Raw genomic sequence first — 18,851 nt, 5'->3', positions numbered from 1 at the left:
ATTCTTTCTACTTTAAGTTTATTTATTCGTATTCTTATAGCATTAGAATCTAAAATGAGCAAATGCGCGGTTAGCTTCGGCCATTCTGTGCATATCTTCTTTACGCTTGAACGCACCGCCCTGTTCGTTAAAGGCATCCATGATTTCGGCAGCCAACTTGTCTGCCATTGATTTTCCACCTCTCTTGCGAGCAAACAGAATCAGATTCTTCATAGAAATCGATTCTTTGCGGTCGGGGCGGATTTCTGTAGGCACTTGGAAAGTTGCACCACCTACGCGACGAGATTTTACTTCTACTTGAGGAGTTACATTGTCCAACGCTTTTTTCCAGATTTCGAGGGCAGATTTTTCTTCGTTAGGAAGTTTTGCCTTCACTGTTTCTAAAGCGGCATAAAAGATTTCATAAGAAGTGTTCTTTTTACCATCATACATTAAGTGGTTTACGAACTTGGAAACCTTTTGATCATTAAACACGGGATCCGGAAGGATGACGCGTTTCTTGGGTTTAGCTTTTCTCATTTGTCTGAAAAATAATGTTTTTGTTCTTGGTTGTCTACCTCTTGACTTCTTCAACTTTCCCTCCGGAAAATTTACTCAACCTTTAGCATCTCCAACAAACTAAAACGAAAGTTATTACTTAAAAATTAATTGGGGTCTTAATCCTTATTTTTTCTTTGCCGGTGCTGCTTGTCCCGGTTTCGGACGCTTAGCTCCGTATTTAGAACGTCTTTGAGTACGACCGGCGACACCTGCTGTATCGAGCGTACCGCGCACAATATGATAACGCACGCCCGGAAGGTCTTTCACACGACCACCGCGCACCAAAACGATCGAGTGCTCCTGCAAGTTGTGTCCTTCACCCGGAATGTATGAGTTTACCTCTTTTTGGTTTGTCAAACGTACACGAGCTACTTTACGCATCGCAGAATTCGGCTTTTTAGGAGTAGTAGTATATACTCTCACACAAACGCCACGTCTTTGAGGACATGAATCCAAGGCCGGAGACTTACTTTTCTCCACCAACACTTCGCGTCCTTTTCTTACTAATTGCTGAATTGTAGGCATTTTTAATTGTTTTTTAATTTATATTGTTATTATATTTAATTTCGTAACTATACATTTTGGGCTGCAAAAATACGAATAAAATTTGGAAATTCAATGCGCTACAATCTTTTTTTATTTTTTAATACTTGTACACTCATCTCACGCTTCTCCCCTTACACCCGCCAGCGGGGATAAAGTCGCGTCATCGGGAAGTCGTATCGAACCGAATACCTGTTCATATTTCGATATATTATCTTCCAAAGCCTGCAATAATCTTTTGGCATGCTCGGGAGCTAAAATCAAACGGGACTGAACATTCGCTTTGGGCATCCCGGGCATCACACGTATAAAATCGAGTATGAACTCGGAACTTGAATGGGTGATGATAGCTAAATTCGAATATGTACCTAATGCCACTTCTTCTTTCAATTCAATCTGTAACTGACCATTGTTGTTTTGTTCTTCCATTTCTTTCATAATTTAAAAGGTTTCCTGCAAAATAACACAAAATAATCGAGATTACAGCCGGTGAGATAAAAAGTTGAGAATCTTTCATTCAGCATGCCACATAAGTAACATTTGCAGGAGAAGGCATGGGAAAGAGAGGAGATACACAGTAAACTTTAAAATATCAGCAGATTTCAAAAAACACGGCAGAGGTTGAGGATAAAGGTATACGATATTGATTTACAATAAAATAAGAGTAGGAATAAACTAACGGTGTTGGTTGCAAAAAAGCCCGCCGCCTTTGAAAAAAAGCCCGCGGGCTTTGAAATCAAACACGGCGGGCTTTGAAAAAAAGGCGGCGGGCTTTGAAATCAAACACGATAGGGTTTTGAAGAATACGAAATGAAGCATCTTCTTTGCTTTGACAAATTAAGAGGGGCATCACACAAAGCTTGTTAAAAGAGTAACATCGAACAGCTTTTATTCGATCGACAGACATCGGATTCGGCAGTGTAAATAGGTTACAGAAAATACCAAAGAGGCCTATCAAGACGACAACTTTCTCGCCATCTGCTGAAAAAAATCCGTTTGAAAATAAATCTTGGGAGTTGAGAATCTTACAAATTGAACCTCTTTAATACAAACTAAAGAGAAAACCTCAGGGTGTGAGACCGAAGCCTTGTTATAAAGTGAACTTCTTTAAGATGATTCCTCTTGTCTTAGCTTTGCATTGATTGAAAATCAGAACTAAAACGAGGGGATATCATGTTTTTAACTCACCGGCTTATAAATAAGGCTGCCTCATTTTTCGATTTTGAGACAGCCTTAATATAAATCAATTGGATTGTATTATTCTACTTCATTGTAGTCAAGCACAGTTTTCTTGTTTGCCAAGATACGGTCGTATTCTTCTTTCGAACCGACAATAATCTTCTCAAACTCACGCAAACCTGTACCGGCAGGAATCAAATGACCACAGATTACATTTTCTTTCATACCTTCAAGCTTATCAACTTTGCCGTTGATAGCTGCTTCATTCAGCACCTTGGTTGTTTCCTGGAAAGAAGCGGCCGACATGAAGCTTGAAGTCTGCAATGCGGCACGTGTAATCCCTTGAAGAATCTGAGTGGAGGTCGCAGCTACGGCATCACGCACTTCAACAAGGCGTAAATCGCGACGCTTCAACATACTATTCTCATCGCGCAATTTACGGGCAGTAACAATCTGTCCCCGTTGCAGGTTCTGAGAATCTCCCGCGTCTACTACAACTTTCTTTCCCCAGATACGATCGTTCTCTTCCATGAATTCCAACTTGTCTACCACTTGTTGCTCCAAGAAGCGAGTATCGCCCGGCTCTTCGATTTGCACTTTACGCATCATCTGACGAACAATAATCTCGAAATGCTTGTCGTTGATCTTCACACCCTGCAAACGATATACATCTTGAACCTCGTTCACAATGTATTCCTGCACGGCAGTGGGACCCTTGATAGCCAAAATGTCGGCGGGAGTAATGGCTCCATCTGACAATGGTGTGCCGGCACGAACATAATCGTTTTCCTGTACCAGAATCTGCTTAGACAATGCCACAAGATATTTCTTCACCTCACCGGTTTTCGATGTAACAATGATTTCACGATTACCACGTTTAATCTTACCCATGGTCACCTCACCGTCGATTTCGGAAACGACAGCAGGATTAGACGGATTACGAGCCTCGAACAATTCGGTTACACGCGGAAGACCACCGGTAATATCACCGGCTTTACCTACGGCACGGGGGATTTTTACAATTACTTCACCGGCTTTCACTTTCTGACCGTTCTCAACGATCACGTGTCCACCTACGGGCAAGTTGTAGGTACGGATCAACTCTCCGTCTTCCGTCAAGATATGAGCCGAAGGCATCTTTGCTTTATCCTTCGATTCGATAATAATAATCTCCCGAAGACCGGTAGCTTCATCCGATTCAACCTTGTAAGTTACGTTTTCAATAACACCTTCAAATTCGATTCGACCGGTAGCTTCCGTTATAATTACAGCATTAAACGGATCCCATTTGGCAACAAGCTTACCTTTCTCTACCAAGTCGCCATCGCTTACATACAATGTCGATCCATAAGGAACGTTGTGGGTAGAAAGAACAATACCTGTGTTCACATCTACCGAACGAACTTCTGCCAAACGACCTACCACAACTTTCGCAGCTTCGCCCATTTCATCGACAATATCGACAGTGCGCAACTCTTCGAACTCCAAACGCGCGTCATTCTTAGCCACAATGCTTGCATTGGCGGCAATGTTAGCTGCGGTACCACCGGCATGGAATGTACGCAACGTCAGCTGTGTACCCGGTTCACCAATAGATTGTGCAGCAATCACCCCTACGGCTTCACCTTTCTGTACCATCCGGCTTGTAGCCAAGTTGCGTCCGTAGCATTTCGCACAAACACCCTTCTTCGCTTCGCAAGTCAATACCGAACGAATTTCAACACTTTCAATCGGTGAGTTCTGAATCTTCTTGGCAACCTCTTCCGTAATCTCTTCACCACCTGCAACGAGCAACTCGCCTGTAGTAGGATGAATAATATCATGAACAGAAACACGACCCAAGATACGTTCATATAGGGTAGCAATCACCTCATCGTTGCTCTTGAGGTCTGTACAAACCAATCCGCGAAGTGTTCCGCAATCTTCTTCCGTAATAATCACATCGTGAGACACATCGACCAGACGACGGGTCAAATATCCGGCATCGGCAGTCTTCAATGCTGTATCGGCCAAACCTTTACGAGCACCGTGCGTGGAAATAAAGTATTCCAATACCGAAAGCCCCTCTTTAAAATTCGACAAAATGGGATTTTCAATAATCTGACCGCCTTCTGCGCCTGCTTTCTGCGGCTTGGCCATCAAACCACGCATACCGGACAACTGACGAATCTGCTCTTTAGAACCACGGGCACCGGAATCAAGCATCATATATACGGAATTAAATCCCTGATCGTCCGAAGAAATGGTTTTCATCAAAATATTAGACAACTCGGCATTTACATGTGTCCAGATATCAATCACCTGATTATAACGTTCATTATTAGTGATGAAACCCATATTATAATTGTTCACCACCTGCTCTACCTCATCGTAACCTTTCTGCACCAATCTCTCTTTTTCCTCAGGTATAATAATGTCTCCCAAGTTGAACGAAAGACCACCCTTGAATGCCATGTGATATCCTAAGTTTTTGATACCGTCGAGGAATTCGGCAGCTCTAGAAACACCGCACACTTTAATGACGTTGCTAATGATATCACGCAAAGATTTCTTTGAGATAATCTCGTTGATATATCCGGCCTCAGGAGGAACGATCTCGTTCACAATCACACGTCCTACAGAGGTTTCGCGCATAACGTCGACAATATTCCCGTTTTCATCGATGTCTTTTACAACGACTTTAACAGGCGCATGAATATCTACCTTCCCCTCATTGTATGCAATCAATGCCTCTTCAGGACCATAAAAAGTTAAACCTTCGCCTTTCGCTCCGGCACGCAACTTGGTGATATAGTACAAACCAAGCACCATATCTTGTGCAGGCACCGTAATCGGCGCTCCATTGGCGGGGTTCAGAATATTATGAGATTGCAGCATCAGCATCTGTGCTTCCAAAATAGCCTCATTGCTTAACGGCAAGTGAACCGCCATCTGGTCACCGTCAAAGTCGGCATTAAATGCCGTACATGCCAATGGGTGCAACTGGATAGCCTTTCCTTCGATCATCTTGGGCTGGAAGGCCTGAATACCCAAACGGTGCAACGTCGGGGCACGGTTCAACAGTACCGGATGACCCTTCATCACATGTTCCAAGATATCCCAGATTACCGGTTCCTTACGATCTACGATTTTTTTGGCAGATTTTACCGTTTTTACAATACCGCGTTCAATAAGTTTACGGATAATAAAGGGTTTATATAATTCGGCTGCCATTAATTTCGGAATACCGCATTCGCCCATCTTAAGCTCCGGGCCAACCACAATAACCGAACGAGCCGAATAATCGACACGCTTACCCAACAGATTCTGACGGAAACGTCCTTGTTTACCCTTCAAGCTATCGGACAAAGATTTCAGCGGACGATTCGCATCTGTCTTAACAGCGCTTGATTTGCGTGAGTTGTCAAACAAAGAATCCACCGACTCTTGAAGCATACGTTTCTCATTGCGGAGAATTACCTCCGGAGCCTTAATCTCAATCAGTCTTTTCAAACGATTATTACGAATAATCACACGACGATAGAGGTCGTTCAAATCGGATGTAGCAAAACGTCCTCCATCCAGCGGCACCAACGGACGAAGTTCGGGCGGGATAACGGGCACCACCCGCACAATCATCCACTCAGGTTTGTTACGTCCACGCGACACGCGGAACGACTCAACGACCTGAAGACGCTTCAACGCCTCGTTTTTACGCTGCTGCGAAGCATCGTTACCTGCACGGTGACGCAAATCATATGATAAAGCATCCAAATCAAGACGGGCCAAAAGGTCGTAAATAGCTTCAGCTCCCATCTTTGCTACGAACTTGTTCGGATCATTATCTTCAAGATATTGATTATCTTTAGGAAGAGTATCCAGAATATCCAAATATTCTTCTTCCGAAAGCAGATCATATTCGGCAATACCGTCTTCCGCCTTTACACCCGGCTGAATAACAACATACCGCTCGTAATATATGATCGAATCCAGTTTCTTTGTCGGCAATCCGAGCAAATAACCTATCTTATTAGGAAGCGAACGGAAATACCAGATGTGTGCCACCGGCACCACCAGCTGAATATGTCCCATCCGTTCACGCCGTACTTTCTTTTCTGTAACTTCTACACCACAACGATCGCAGACGATACCTTTATAACGGATACGTTTGTATTTTCCGCAATGGCATTCATAATCCTTGATAGGACCAAAAATACGTTCACAGAACAAACCATCGCGTTCCGGCTTGTACGTACGGTAATTAATGGTTTCAGGCTTCAAAACTTCACCACTCGAATTCTCAAGGATTTCTTCCGGAGAAGCCAATCCTATTGAAATTTTCGAGAAATTACTTTTCGTCTTATTTTCTTTTCTAAAAGCCATACTCTTATTTAATTGAAAAATAAAAATTCAAAATTGGGGAATTATCTGCTTGTTCGTTATTCCAAGTTAACACTTAGACCTAAACCTCTCAACTCGTGCAACAATACATTCAACGACTCCGGTATACCGGGCTGTGGCATAGGCTCACCTTTCACAATAGCTTCATAAGCCTTGGAGCGTCCTATAACATCATCTGACTTGATTGTGAGTATTTCTTGCAGAATATGAGCGGCACCGAAACCTTCAAGCGCCCAAACCTCCATTTCTCCGAAACGCTGACCACCAAATTGCGCTTTACCTCCAAGAGGCTGCTGGGTAATCAATGAATACGGACCTATAGAACGGGCGTGCATCTTATCTTCAACCATGTGCCCCAATTTCAACATATAAGTTACCCCTACAGTTGCCGGTTGGTCAAATTGCTCACCGGTTCCGCCATCGCAAAGATAAGTCTTGCAATAACGCGGGAGACCGGCCTTGTCAGTCCACTCATTCAAATCTTCCATTGTAGCTCCATCAAAAATCGGAGTGGCGAACTTAACCCCTAACGTTTTTCCTGCACGTCCTAATACCGCCTCAAAAATCTGACCGATATTCATACGAGAAGGTACACCCAACGGATTCAAAACAATGTCTACCGGAGTACCATCTGCCAGGAACGGCATATCTTCCTGACGTACGACACGCGAAACAATACCTTTGTTACCGTGGCGACCGGCCATCTTATCACCTACACCGATCTTACGTTTCTTGGCGATGTAAACTTTAGCCATTTGGATAATTCCGGCAGGTAGTTCGTCGCCTATCGTAATAGCAAATTTCTTACGCTTCAATTCAGCATCCAATTCTTTGTACTTCTTGATGAAGTTCATTACCAGATCGCGAATCATACCGTTAGTATGCGCATCACTCGTCCAATTACTCAGCTGAATGGAAGTAAAGTCAAGCGAATCAAAATCGGATGCAGCAAACTTAGCTCCTTTGGCTACTACCTCCGCACCCAGATAATCTTTCACTCCTTGAGAAACTTTACCTTCTGTCAAAATCATCAGTTTCTTGATAAGAATATGTTTCAAATCTGCCACTTGCGACTCAAATTCATCGTCAATTTTAGGTAGTAAGGCTTTATCGGCAAGTTTGGAACCACGGTTTTTCACTACACGAGAGAATAATTTCTTATCGATAACAACACCTTTCAGAGAAGGAGAAGCTTTCAAAGAAGCATCTTTCACATCACCCGCCTTGTCACCAAAGATTGCGCGCAACAATTTTTCCTCCGGAGAAGGATCAGATTCACCTTTCGGAGTAATCTTACCAATCATAATATCTCCCGGTTCAATGCGAGCTCCGATTCTTACGATACCATTCTCGTCAAGGTCCTTGGTCGCCTCTTCACTAACATTAGGAATATCGGAAGTCAGTTCTTCCATACCACGCTTTGTTTCACGGACCTCCAATGAATATTCTTCTACATGGACGGAAGTCAGCAAGTCCTCACGCACCACGCGTTCATTCAAAACGATGGCATCCTCATAGTTATATCCTTTCCAAGGCATGTAAGCCACCAACAGGTTCTTACCCAAAGCCAATTCACCATTTTCTGTAGAATAACCCTCCGTCAAGATCTCACCTTTCTTCACACGCTGACCTTTATCGCAAATCGGGCGCAAATCAATCGTCATGTTCTGATTGGTTTTACGGAATTTAGGTATTCTATATTCTTTTAATGCCGGTTCGAAGCTTACAAACTCTTCATCTTCTGTCCGGTCATACAATATACGTATAGTCGTAGCATCTACAAAATCAACCACACCGTCACCTTCAGCGGTAATCTGAGTACGAGAGTCTCTTACCAATTGACGTTCAATACCGGTTCCGACAATCGGAGCTTCGCTTCTTAGCAAAGGCACTGCCTGGCGCATCATGTTCGATCCCATCAAAGCACGGTTAGCATCGTCATGTTCCAGAAACGGAATCAATGAAGCGGCAATTGAAGCAATCTGCTGAGGAGAAACGTCCATCAAATCAACCTCTCCCGGTTCAACAACAGGAAAGTCTGCATCTTGGCGAGATTTAACTTTATTACGCACAAACGTACCGTCATCATTCAGCGGAGCGTTTCCTTGCGCAATAACCTTTTCTTCTTCTTCTTCAGCCGTAAGATACACCAAACCTTCTGCAGAAAGGTCTACTTGGGCATTCTTCACTTTACGGTAAGGAGTCTCAATAAAACCCAAATCGTTAATCTTCGCAAACACACATAACGAAGAAATCAATCCGATATTCGGACCTTCAGGAGTCTCAATCGGACAAAGACGACCGTAATGCGTATAGTGAACGTCACGAACCTCAAATCCGGCACGTTCACGAGAAAGACCGCCGGGTCCCAATGCCGACATACGACGCTTATGTGTAATCTCGGCCAGCGGGTTTGTTTGGTCCATGAACTGAGACAAAGCATTTGTTCCAAAGAATGAATTGATTACAGAAGAAATAGTCTTCGCATTAATCAAGTCGATCGGAGTAAACACCTCATTATCACGTACGTTCATGCGCTCACGAATAGTACGGGACATACGTGCCAAGCCTACAGCAAACTGATTGGAAAGTTGTTCACCTACCGTACGCACACGACGATTGCTCAAGTGGTCGATATCATCCACGTCTGCCTTTGAGTTGATCAGTTCAATCAGATATTTGATGATCTCAATAATATCTTCCTTGGTGAGCACTCTTACATCCATATCTGTCGAAAGGTTCAACTTTTTGTTGATTCTGTAACGACCTACATCACCAAGATCATATCTTTTTTCAGAGAAAAACAGATTATTGATAACTTCCCGTGCGCTTGCATCATCTGCCGGATCCGCATTACGCAATTGACGATAGATATAGAGCACAGCCTCTTTTTCAGAGTTACTGGGATCTTTCTGCAGCGTATTGTAAATAATAGAGAAGTCCGACTGGTTAGGTTCTTCTTTATGCAATAGAATATTTTGAACACCCGACTCAAGAATTTCAGCCATATGTTCTTCTTCCAATACAGTCTCACGATCGATAATAACTTCGTTACGTTCGATAGAAACAACCTCTCCGGTGTCTTCATCAACGAAATCCTCAATCCATGTTTTCAGTACACGTGCAGCCAGCTTACGACCTAAAACCTTCTTCAGATTAGTCTTATTTACTTTTATATCTTCGGCAAGATTGAATATCTCTAAGATATCTTTGTCGTTTTCAAAGCCTATGGCACGTAATAAAGTTGTTACGGGAAGCTTCTTTTTACGGTCAATATATGCGTACATCACATTATTGATATCAGTAGCAAACTCAATCCAAGAGCCCTTGAACGGTATGATACGGGCCGAATAAAGTTTTGTACCGTTAGCATGCACACTCTGACCAAAGAATACACCCGGAGAACGATGAAGCTGTGACACGACTACACGCTCGGCACCATTGATCACAAAAGTAGCCTTGTCAGTCATATAAGGAATCGGACCAAGGAATACGTCCTGAATCACTGTGTCAAAATCTTCATGATCCGGATCAGTACAGTATAGCTTAAGCTTTGCTTTTAAAGGAACACTATAAGTGAGCCCACGCTCTATACAATCATCGATGGTATAACGCGGAGGATCAATATAATAATCCAAAAACTCAAGAACAAAATTGTTTCTTGTATCGGCAATGGGGAAGTTTTCAGCAAATACTTTATACAACCCCTCATTCTTACGCTTTTCGGGTGGGGTATCTAATTGTAAAAAGTCTTGGAATGACTTCAATTGTACTTCCAGAAAATCCGGATATTCGAGCGGATTCTTAGTCGAAGCAAAATTAACTCTTTGATTTACAGTATTTGAAGACATCTGTCAATGAATTTGGAGAACTTAATTTTAAATATATACACAAAAAGGTTAAGAATCCTCTTTTGAAGGATTCCTAACCGAATCACCTGATTTCCAGGATAATGTTATTTAAGTTCAACTTCAGCTCCAGCTTCTTCCAGTGTTTTTTTCAATGATTCTGCTTCGTCTTTAGCCAAACCTTCTTTTACTACGCTAGGAGCGCCATCTACCATGTCTTTAGCCTCTTTCAAACCAAGACCACAAGCTTCCTTAACGGCTTTAACAACCTGAAGTTTAGCCGCACCGGCGCCTTTCAATACTACATCAAAAGAAGTTTTTTCTTCTACAGCAGCAGCACCAGCTGCAGGACCAGCAGCAACAGCTACAGCTGCAGCAGCAGGTTCAATACCGTATTCTTCTTTAAGGATAGTTGCAAGTTCATTAACTTCTTTTACTGTCAAGTTAACTAATTGTTCTGCAAAAGCTTTCAAATCTGCCATTTTTGTATGATTTTAATTGTTTAAATACTTTGTTGAATTTTGAAAATTATTCGGGTCTCTCACCAAGTGTTTTGAGAACTCCGTGAAGGGTGTTACCACCTGATTGAAGAGCAGAAATAACATTCTTCGCCGGTGATTGCAACAATGCAACGATTTCGGCAATAACTTCATTCTTGCTCTTAATAGAAACGAGAGCATCCAATTGGTCAGCACCAATATAGAAGCCTTCTTCCGCATATGCGGCTTTCAGTCCGGGAATACCATCTTTCGCCTTATCTTTAATTAATTTGGCAGGAGCATTTGCAGTGTCACTGAACATGACAGCTGTAGTGCCCTTCAAAGAAGCGTAAAGAGGAGAATAGTCTTCTTCCAAACTTTCAAGCGCTTTATGAAGCAATGTGTTCTTCACCAGCATCAATTTGATACCGGCCTTGAAACAATCTCTTCTCAAAGCACTGGTAGCAGCGGCGTTCATCGCTGTAACATCTACCAAATAGAAGTGACCATATTCCTTTACCGTAGCAGCAATCTGCTCTATAATCGTACTTTTATCTTCCTTTCTCATTATTTCTCCGTTTTATTAGATTTCTTCCACTGATTTCGGGTCTATCTTGATACCCGGACTCATTGTGCTAGAAAGATAAATACTCTTTATATATGCACCTTTAGCTGCAGACGGTTTCAGTTTGATCAAAGTAGAAATGAATTCTTTCGCATTGTCGCGAATCTGATCAGCACTGAATGAAACTTTACCGATAGAAGTATGAACGATACCGCTTTTATCAACTTTAAAGTCGATTTTACCTTGTTTTACTTCTCTCACAGCTTTAGCAACATCCATAGTCACAGTACCACTCTTAGGATTCGGCATCAATCCACGAGGACCGAGCACACGACCGAGCGCACCAATTTTACCCATGATAGATGGCATAGTAATAATCACATCGATATCAGTCCATCCACCTTTGATCTTTTCAATATATTCGTCAAGACCAACATAGTCAGCACCAGCTTCTTTTGCAGCAGCTTCAGCATCCGGTGTACAGAGCACCAAAACACGCACTTGCTTACCAGTTCCATGAGGAAGTGAAACCACCCCTCTCACCATTTGGTTTGCCTTACGCGGATCAACGCCTAAACGTACATCAATATCCAATGAGGCATCGAACTTTGTAAAAGTAACTTCTTTTACCAAAGCCGAAGCTTCTTTCAGTGAGTATGCTTTCCCTGCTTCAATTTTTTCTGCAGCCAACTTTTGATTTTTTGTCAGTTTACCCATTACAATTGAAGTTTATTAATTATTAATCGGGAACTCCCCTTTTACAGCGATACCCATACTTCTAGCCGTACCAGCAACCATTTTCATGGCAGCTTCCACAGTAAAACAGTTCAAGTCAACCATTTTGTCCTGAGCAATCGTACGAACCTGTTCCCAAGTAATCTCAGCAACTTTCTTACGGTTAGGCTCAGCAGAACCACTCTTTACCTTAGCCATCTCAAGCAATTGAATAGCAACGGGAGGAGTCTTGATTACAAAATCGAAAGACTTATCTGCGTAGTAAGTAATAATAACAGGTAAAATCTTACCTGCCTTGTCTTGGGTTCTGGCATTGAATTGCTTGCAAAACTCCATGATATTAATACCCTTAGAACCCAAAGCAGGTCCAACGGGAGGTGATGGGTTTGCAGCGCCTCCTTTAATCTGTAATTTGATTAGTCCAGCAACTTCTTTAGCCATTTTAAAATTGATTTATAATAAACATTAAACGAAGAATAAGTACAGTGTAACAATGCTGTACATCATTCCTTCTCCACTTGCATAAAGCCTAATTCCAGCGGCGTTTTGCGCCCGAATATCTTCACCATGACCTTCAGTTTCTTTTTTTCGTTATTAACCTCTTCAATGACACCACTGAATCCGCTAAAAGGACCAAAAGTAACCTTAACAGTTTCACCCACTACATACGGGATATTTAGTTCTTCACCCGTTTCCTGAAGTTCGTCTACTGTACCAAGTATACGATTCACTTCTGATTGTCTGAGAGGCACCGGTTTATCGGAACCACCCAAAAAGCCTATCACATTAGGAGTATTGCGCAAGCGGTGAGCAACCTCACCTACTAAAGCAGCCTCCACCAAAACGTAACCAGGGAGATAACTTCTCTCTTTCACAATTTTCTTTCCATTGCGAACCTGATAAACTTTTTCAGTAGGAATCAATACCTGAGAAACATATTCACCAAGATCACTGTTCTTCATATCAGCTTCGATATATTCCCGAACCTTGGCTTCTTTACCACTAATAGCACGCAAAACGTACCATTTTTTTTCAATCTCAGCCATTCTTTAATTCCTAATTTTAATGTGGATAAACAATTTTTTCCATGAAATTCTGGAAACAGAAGTCCATCGCGAACACTACCAATGCAATAAGCAGGGAAGCATATAATACAACTACTGCACTGTTAGCAAGTTCAGAATACGTAGGCCACGATACTTTATGAACAAGTTCGTCGTAAGATTCTTTAAAGTAAGCTATTATCTTTTTCATTTCAATAATATTAGCACGGGAGGAGAGGCTCGAACTCCCGACACCCGGTTTTGGAGACCGGTGCTCTACCGACTGAGCTACTCCCGTTTGTACATAATCAGTTCCCGATAAAATCGGGAACTGATTATAATTATAGTATATATTAGTCTAGAATTTCAGTAATCTGACCAGCACCTACTGTACGTCCACCTTCGCGGATAGCAAAGCGAAGACCTTGGTTCAATGCTACAGGATAGATCAATTCTACAGTGATTGTTACATTATCACCCGGCATTACCATTTCAGTTCCTTCCGGCAAAGTGATTTCACCAGTGCAGTCCATTGTACGCAAGTAGAACTGAGGACGGTATTTATTGTGGAACGGAGTATGACGACCACCTTCTTCTTTCTTTAAGATATAAACCTCAGCTTTAAATCTTGAGTGGGGTTTAATCTGACCCGGTTTACAAAGAACCATACCACGTTTGATTTCGTTTTTGTCGATACCACGGAGCAACAGACCAACATTGTCACCAGCTTCACCTTGATCTAGCAACTTACGGAACATCTCAACACCTGTTACAACAGATTTTTTATCTTCACCCAAACCGAGGATTTCAACTTCATCACCCACATGGATAACACCAGTTTCGATACGACCTGTAGCCACAGTACCACGACCAGTAATAGAGAATACGTCCTCAACCGGCATCAAGAAAGGTTTGTCTACATCGCGCGGAGGCAGGGGAACCCAGTTATCAACTGCATCCATCAGTTCCATTACTTTTTCTTCCCATTTTGCGACACCGTTCAATGCTCCAAGAGCAGAGCCACGGATGATAGGAGTGTTGTCACCATCAAAATCGTAGAATGAAAGAAGTTCTCTCATCTCCATTTCAACCAATTCCAACATTTCTTCGTCGTCCACCATGTCGCACTTATTCAAGAATACAACAAGACGAGGAACGTTTACCTGACGAGCCAACAAGATGTGCTCGCGAGTCTGAGGCATCGGACCGTCAGTTGCAGCACAAACGATGATAGCACCGTCCATCTGAGCAGCACCTGTTACCATGTTCTTTACGTAGTCAGCGTGACCCGGACAGTCTACGTGAGCATAGTGACGATTAGCAGTTTGGTACTCAACGTGTGAAGTATTGATAGTAATACCTCTTTCTTTTTCTTCAGGAGCATTGTCGATTGAATCGAAAGAACGCAATTCTGAAAGACCGTTTTTAGCCAACACTGTAGTGATGGCAGCTGTCAACGTCGTTTTACCGTGGTCTACGTGACCAATTGTACCAATGTTTACGTGCGGTTTGGTACGTTCAAATTTCTCTTTAGCCATAGCTTTACTTGTTATTTATTTGATTAATAATCAGCTTTTACATCTTTATGAGCTGTTACCGGGACTTGAACCCGGGACCTCTTCCTTACCAAGGAAGTGCTCTACCGCTGAGCTATAACAGCAAGGAGAGAGAGCGGAAGACGGGACTCAAACCCGCGACCCTCAGCTTGGAAGGCTAATGCTCTATCAACTGAGCTACTTCCGCATTCTTAATCAAAAAGTTGTATCACTCTGCTTGTGGGCAAAGATGGATTCGAACCACCGAAGGCGTAAGCCAGCAGATTTACAGTCTGCCCCATTTGTCCACTCTGGTATTTGCCCTTAAACAATGTATAAAAACTATCAACAACTTTTCAAGTCTCTACTTCTTTCCTTTTGAGCCTCTTGTCGGATTCGAACCAACGACCCCGAGATTACAAATCACGTGCTCTGGCCAGCTGAGCTAAAGAGGCGTTTTAGCTAAAAATGCAACCGTTACGTTCTTAATGCGAGCGAAACGGCTGCAAATTTAGTTATTTATTTCTTTTCCGCAAAAGATTTGCGTTTTTTTTATTTGTTACGTTGTTTTTCCTTGTATTTAACCAGCTGTCTCTCGAGCGCCTCAACATTCAAATCCACTGCTTCTTCAAAAGTATCACACACTTTACTTGCGTAAAATTCCCCATTGGGAACGAGAATCTTAATACCTGCCTCTTTATTCTCAGCAGTTTCCGGTTTTACTACCTTTAATGACACCTCCACTTTCTTTATATCTTCGTAATATTTCTCCAACTTAGACACTTTTTTCTGTATAAATGCCTGCAACTGCTCTGACGCATCAAAGTGAATCGATTGAACTCTAATATCCATACTTACCTCCTTTTTTTAAGCTCTGGGATGAGCTTGTTTATACACTTTTTTAAGCTCTTCAAATGTAGCATGCGTATAAATTTCGGTAGTCGCAAGACTTTCGTGTCCCAAAAGCTCTTTTACAGCTCCAAGCTGTGCCTGATTATTCAGCATTGCAGTAGCAAAAGTATGCCTCAACACATGGGGACTCTTCTTTTTTAGCGTTGCTACCTTTGAAAGATTACGTTTCACCAGATTATAAACCAGCCTTCTATAAAGCCGTTCTCCATTTTCACGTACAAAAAAAGCCTCCGACTTTTTCGACATCTGCTGATTTCTCATATTGATATATTCGCACATCGCTTCCCGAAGTTCATCACCAAAAGGAATCAAACGCTGTTTGTTCCTTTTTCCGGTTACCTTCAGGATAGACGCCGAGAGATCCACATCTTTATCATCTATACCAATCAATTCCGAAAGCCTGATGCCTGTAGCATAAAAAAGCTCGATAATCAACCGGTCTCGACAACCTCTAAAGCCCTCACCAAAATCTACCTCATCCAGCAATTTATCCATCTCGCTCTCTTTTAAGAAGACGGGCAGCTTTTTTTTATTTTTAGGGCCTGATATTTTAGACAACGGATCTACCGTCACCTCGCCATGCCTTAAAAGATACTTATAGAAAGATCGAAGCGAACTCAGCTTGCGATTTACAGAAGTTGAAGTATAACCATCATCCATCAACGAAACAATCCATTCGCGGATTAATTCTGGTTTTACATCCAAGAAGTCGATTTCTCTACTCTTTTCTTGAGCAAACTCCCGCAGTTGCATTATATCCTTACCATACGCAAGAATGGTTTTCTCGGAATAGTTACGTTCATACCGGAGATAATCAAGAAAAGACACTATCAACATAATATCGTTACATATATAATCTTGCAACGAATGTATGAAAAGAATTCAATAATTCAAAGGAAATTACGAATTATTAATCTTCTATCTGCTGAAGTTTTTGCACATACACTGCACGTTCTTTCTTAAGTCTTTTTGTCACAGACGGTTTATCAAACTGCTGCCTGCTTCTCAACTCTTTTACAATACCGGTTTTCTCAAATTTTCTTTTAAATTTCTTCAGCGCTTTTTCAATGTTTTCGCCTTCTTTTACAGGTACTACAATCATTCTTTTTTATTATTAATATGTTATTGATTAAAAAATTCCACAGTCAAATTGCGCCGCAAAATTACACATACTTTCTTTATTCACAAAACTTTCCCCGTTTTTTTATCAAAAACTATTCGTAAACAAATCATTAACCGCAGAAAGTTATTACCTTTGAAGAACGAAGAATATATTATTAGCATAAAACTTCATAGCATGAAACAAAAGATTAATAAACGCATAGAGTCATTGCGTACAACTTTCACGTCCAATCACGTCAAAGCTCTCATCATCCCTAGCACCGATCCACATCTTAGCGAATACGTAGCCCCGCATTGGAAGTCAAGGGAATGGATTTCGGGATTCACGGGATCTGCCGGAACTGTGGTCATCTCAGAAAGTGAAGCCGGACTATGGACCGACGCCCGTTATTTTCTGCAAGCCGCCGAAGAGCTGCAAGAAAGTGGCATTACTTTATATAAAGAAATGCTTTCGGAAACACCAAGTATCCTTGACTTTCTGGTACAACATCTCAAACCGGGAGAAGCTGTCGGCATCGATGGAAAAATATTCTCTGCAATCCAAGTAGAGCAACTGAAAAAAGAAATTTCACAACACCTGCTCCAAATAGAGATTCTCGAAGATCCGCTGAAAGAGATTTGGAAGGATCGCCCATCTATCCCTGACTCCCCTGCATTCGTTTACGAACTGCAATATGCCGGCAAAAGCTGTAAAGAAAAGCTTGCAGAGATACGTGCTGAATTAAAGAAGAAAAACGCAAAAGCTTTATTTCTATCAAGCCTGGACGAGATTGCATGGACACTCAACTTGCGGGGAAGCGACGTTCATTGTAACCCCGTAGTCATCAGCTATCTGCTTATTACAGAAAAAGAAGTCGTTTATTTCATTGCGCCTGAAAAGATTAACTCGGAAGTCAGCGCTTATCTTCAAGCACAGCAAATCGATTTACAAAATTATGAATATGTAGAGGAGTTTCTAAGAGGGTTCACAGAAGAAACTATTTTAATCGATCCATGCAAGACAAATTACGCGATTTATTCTGCCATCAACCCTTCTTGTCAAATCATTCGAGATGAATCACCTGTGGCTTTATTGAAAGCTATTCGTAATGAAACCGAAATAAACGGAGTGTATACTGCCATGCAACGGGATGGCGTTGCATTAGTGAAATTTCTCAAATGGTTGGAAGAGGCTGTTCCTTCCGAAAAAGAATCAGAATTAAGTATTGACAAAAAGCTGCACGAACTTCGAGCTGAACAACCCTTATATATAGGTGAAAGTTTCGACACCATCGCCGGATATGGTCCCCATGCCGCCATTGTACACTATTCGGCCAGCTCCGAAAGCGATGCCACTCTTTATCCCAAAGGATTTCTTCTGCTGGATTCAGGAGCCCAATATCTAGACGGGACAACGGATATCACACGCACCATCGCTTTGGGAGAACTTACGGAAGAAGAAAAGACCGACTATACACTCGTACTTAAAGGACACATCGCATTAGCTATGGCGAAATTTCCGCTCGGCACACGGGGAGCGCAATTGGATGTGTTGGCCCGAATGCCGCTTTGGGAGCATGGAATGAACTTCCTGCATGGCACAGGGCATGGTGTAGGCCATTTTTTAAGCGTACACGAAGGGCCTCAAAGTATTCGCATGAACGAAAATCCCGTGGCTTTGTATCCGGGTATGGTAATTTCTAACGAACCGGGAGTATATAAATCCGGTTCACATGGAATTCGTATTGAGAATCTCATATTAGTATGTAAAGATCAGGAAGGAATGTTTGGAGAATACTTAAAATTCGAAACACTTACCCTCTGCCCTATCTGTACAAAAGGAATAATAAAAAATTTACTCAGCATGCAAGAGATTGATTGGTTGAACAACTATCATCAAAACGTATACACCCAACTCTCTCCCCACTTGAGCAAAGAAGAAAGAACATGGCTGCGAAAAGCTACTCTTGCCATTTAGAAATCAATAATTT

16 protein-coding genes and 5 tRNA genes are annotated in these 18,851 nt (G+C 42.0%); 1 reads left to right on the top strand and 20 read right to left on the bottom strand.

The window, feature by feature from the left end; genetic code table 11:
- Positions 1-42: 42 nt before the first annotated feature.
- The 20 genes from rpsG to rpsU form a co-directional block, all read right to left on the bottom strand.
- Positions 43-519 carry a 30S ribosomal protein S7 gene (rpsG, locus tag C234_RS0100555; protein WP_027324154.1) on the bottom strand — a complete coding sequence of 159 codons (477 nt, stop codon included), beginning with the start codon at positions 517-519 and terminating at the stop codon, positions 43-45.
- 144 nt (positions 520-663) lie between these two features.
- The gene (gene rpsL / locus C234_RS0100550) at positions 664-1,065 is read right to left on the bottom strand and encodes a 30S ribosomal protein S12 (RefSeq protein WP_005675419.1); all 402 of its coding nucleotides are present in this window, start codon (positions 1,063-1,065) and stop codon (positions 664-666) included.
- A gap of 138 nt (positions 1,066-1,203) precedes the next feature.
- The gene (locus C234_RS0100545) at positions 1,204-1,512 is read right to left on the bottom strand and encodes a DUF3467 domain-containing protein (RefSeq protein ID WP_027324153.1); all 309 of its coding nucleotides are present in this window, start codon (positions 1,510-1,512) and stop codon (positions 1,204-1,206) included.
- 828 nt (positions 1,513-2,340) lie between these two features.
- The gene (gene rpoC, locus C234_RS0100535; protein ID WP_027324152.1) at positions 2,341-6,624 is read right to left on the bottom strand and encodes a DNA-directed RNA polymerase subunit beta'; all 4,284 of its coding nucleotides are present in this window, start codon (positions 6,622-6,624) and stop codon (positions 2,341-2,343) included.
- A gap of 56 nt (positions 6,625-6,680) precedes the next feature.
- Positions 6,681-10,493 carry a DNA-directed RNA polymerase subunit beta gene (gene rpoB, locus C234_RS0100530; protein ID WP_027324151.1) on the bottom strand — a complete coding sequence of 1,271 codons (3,813 nt, stop codon included), beginning with the start codon at positions 10,491-10,493 and terminating at the stop codon, positions 6,681-6,683.
- A gap of 104 nt (positions 10,494-10,597) precedes the next feature.
- Positions 10,598-10,972 (bottom strand): 50S ribosomal protein L7/L12, encoded by a 375-nt coding sequence (gene rplL, locus C234_RS0100525; RefSeq protein WP_027324150.1) that lies wholly within the window; start codon positions 10,970-10,972, stop codon positions 10,598-10,600.
- Between the two features lie 46 nt (positions 10,973-11,018).
- Positions 11,019-11,537 (bottom strand): 50S ribosomal protein L10, encoded by a 519-nt coding sequence (gene rplJ, locus C234_RS0100520; protein ID WP_027324149.1) that lies wholly within the window; start codon positions 11,535-11,537, stop codon positions 11,019-11,021.
- Positions 11,538-11,552: 15 nt separating this feature from the next.
- Positions 11,553-12,251: a 50S ribosomal protein L1 gene (rplA, locus tag C234_RS0100515; protein WP_027324148.1), complete on the bottom strand. Its 699-nt coding sequence runs from the start codon at positions 12,249-12,251 to the stop codon at positions 11,553-11,555.
- Between the two features lie 15 nt (positions 12,252-12,266).
- Positions 12,267-12,710, bottom strand: coding sequence for a 50S ribosomal protein L11 (rplK, locus tag C234_RS0100510; protein WP_027324147.1), 444 nt, complete (start codon positions 12,708-12,710; stop codon positions 12,267-12,269).
- A 62-nt stretch (positions 12,711-12,772) separates the two neighbouring features.
- Entirely contained in the window at positions 12,773-13,315 is a 543-nt protein-coding gene (gene nusG, locus C234_RS0100505; protein WP_027324146.1) for a transcription termination/antitermination protein NusG, read from the bottom strand.
- 16 nt (positions 13,316-13,331) lie between these two features.
- Positions 13,332-13,523 (bottom strand): preprotein translocase subunit SecE, encoded by a 192-nt coding sequence (gene secE / locus C234_RS0100500; protein ID WP_027324145.1) that lies wholly within the window; start codon positions 13,521-13,523, stop codon positions 13,332-13,334.
- 14 nt (positions 13,524-13,537) lie between these two features.
- A tRNA-Trp gene (locus C234_RS0100495) sits at positions 13,538-13,610 on the bottom strand.
- Between the two features lie 55 nt (positions 13,611-13,665).
- Positions 13,666-14,850 carry an elongation factor Tu gene (gene tuf, locus C234_RS0100490; protein ID WP_027324144.1) on the bottom strand — a complete coding sequence of 395 codons (1,185 nt, stop codon included), beginning with the start codon at positions 14,848-14,850 and terminating at the stop codon, positions 13,666-13,668.
- A gap of 50 nt (positions 14,851-14,900) precedes the next feature.
- Positions 14,901-14,972, bottom strand: a tRNA-Thr gene (locus C234_RS0100485).
- Between the two features lie 10 nt (positions 14,973-14,982).
- Positions 14,983-15,055: transfer RNA gene (locus tag C234_RS0100480), tRNA-Gly, on the bottom strand.
- Between the two features lie 33 nt (positions 15,056-15,088).
- Positions 15,089-15,171: transfer RNA gene (locus C234_RS0100475), tRNA-Tyr, on the bottom strand.
- Between the two features lie 57 nt (positions 15,172-15,228).
- Positions 15,229-15,302 (bottom strand) — tRNA-Thr (locus C234_RS0100470).
- A gap of 97 nt (positions 15,303-15,399) precedes the next feature.
- A complete protein-coding gene (gene hpf, locus C234_RS0100465; protein WP_027324143.1) occupies positions 15,400-15,699 on the bottom strand; it encodes a ribosome hibernation-promoting factor, HPF/YfiA family in 300 nt (99 codons plus the stop codon).
- A gap of 15 nt (positions 15,700-15,714) precedes the next feature.
- Positions 15,715-16,596: a tyrosine recombinase XerC gene (gene xerC / locus C234_RS0100460; protein WP_027324142.1), complete on the bottom strand. Its 882-nt coding sequence runs from the start codon at positions 16,594-16,596 to the stop codon at positions 15,715-15,717.
- Between the two features lie 73 nt (positions 16,597-16,669).
- Positions 16,670-16,861 (bottom strand): 30S ribosomal protein S21, encoded by a 192-nt coding sequence (rpsU, locus tag C234_RS0100455; protein ID WP_027324141.1) that lies wholly within the window; start codon positions 16,859-16,861, stop codon positions 16,670-16,672.
- A gap of 195 nt (positions 16,862-17,056) precedes the next feature.
- Between rpsU and C234_RS0100450 the strand changes: the two genes are divergently transcribed.
- Positions 17,057-18,838, top strand: a complete 1,782-nt coding sequence (locus C234_RS0100450) for an aminopeptidase P family protein (RefSeq protein WP_027324140.1) — start codon at positions 17,057-17,059, stop codon at positions 18,836-18,838.
- Positions 18,839-18,851: the final 13 nt, after the last annotated feature.

Source organism: Bacteroides pyogenes DSM 20611 = JCM 6294, assembly GCF_000428105.1.
Lineage (GTDB): Bacteria > Bacteroidota > Bacteroidia > Bacteroidales > Bacteroidaceae > Bacteroides > Bacteroides pyogenes.
This window is presented reverse-complemented; position numbering and strand designations above follow the sequence as displayed.

Coding starts and splice junctions, on each gene's coding strand:
- rpsG (WP_027324154.1), bottom strand. CDS start 519: ATGAGAAAAGCTAAACCCAAGAAACGCGTCATCCTTCCGGATCCCGTG.
- rpsL (WP_005675419.1), bottom strand. CDS start 1,065: ATGCCTACAATTCAGCAATTAGTAAGAAAAGGACGCGAAGTGTTGGTG.
- C234_RS0100545 (WP_027324153.1), bottom strand. CDS start 1,512: ATGGAAGAACAAAACAACAATGGTCAGTTACAGATTGAATTGAAAGAA.
- rpoC (WP_027324152.1), bottom strand. CDS start 6,624: ATGGCTTTTAGAAAAGAAAATAAGACGAAAAGTAATTTCTCGAAAATT.
- rpoB (WP_027324151.1), bottom strand. CDS start 10,493: ATGTCTTCAAATACTGTAAATCAAAGAGTTAATTTTGCTTCGACTAAG.
- rplL (WP_027324150.1), bottom strand. CDS start 10,972: ATGGCAGATTTGAAAGCTTTTGCAGAACAATTAGTTAACTTGACAGTA.
- rplJ (WP_027324149.1), bottom strand. CDS start 11,537: ATGAGAAAGGAAGATAAAAGTACGATTATAGAGCAGATTGCTGCTACG.
- rplA (WP_027324148.1), bottom strand. CDS start 12,251: ATGGGTAAACTGACAAAAAATCAAAAGTTGGCTGCAGAAAAAATTGAA.
- rplK (WP_027324147.1), bottom strand. CDS start 12,710: ATGGCTAAAGAAGTTGCTGGACTAATCAAATTACAGATTAAAGGAGGC.
- nusG (WP_027324146.1), bottom strand. CDS start 13,315: ATGGCTGAGATTGAAAAAAAATGGTACGTTTTGCGTGCTATTAGTGGT.
- secE (WP_027324145.1), bottom strand. CDS start 13,523: ATGAAAAAGATAATAGCTTACTTTAAAGAATCTTACGACGAACTTGTT.
- tuf (WP_027324144.1), bottom strand. CDS start 14,850: ATGGCTAAAGAGAAATTTGAACGTACCAAACCGCACGTAAACATTGGT.
- hpf (WP_027324143.1), bottom strand. CDS start 15,699: ATGGATATTAGAGTTCAATCGATTCACTTTGATGCGTCAGAGCAGTTG.
- xerC (WP_027324142.1), bottom strand. CDS start 16,596: ATGTTGATAGTGTCTTTTCTTGATTATCTCCGGTATGAACGTAACTAT.
- rpsU (WP_027324141.1), bottom strand. CDS start 16,861: ATGATTGTAGTACCTGTAAAAGAAGGCGAAAACATTGAAAAAGCGCTG.
- C234_RS0100450 (WP_027324140.1), top strand. CDS start 17,057: ATGAAACAAAAGATTAATAAACGCATAGAGTCATTGCGTACAACTTTC.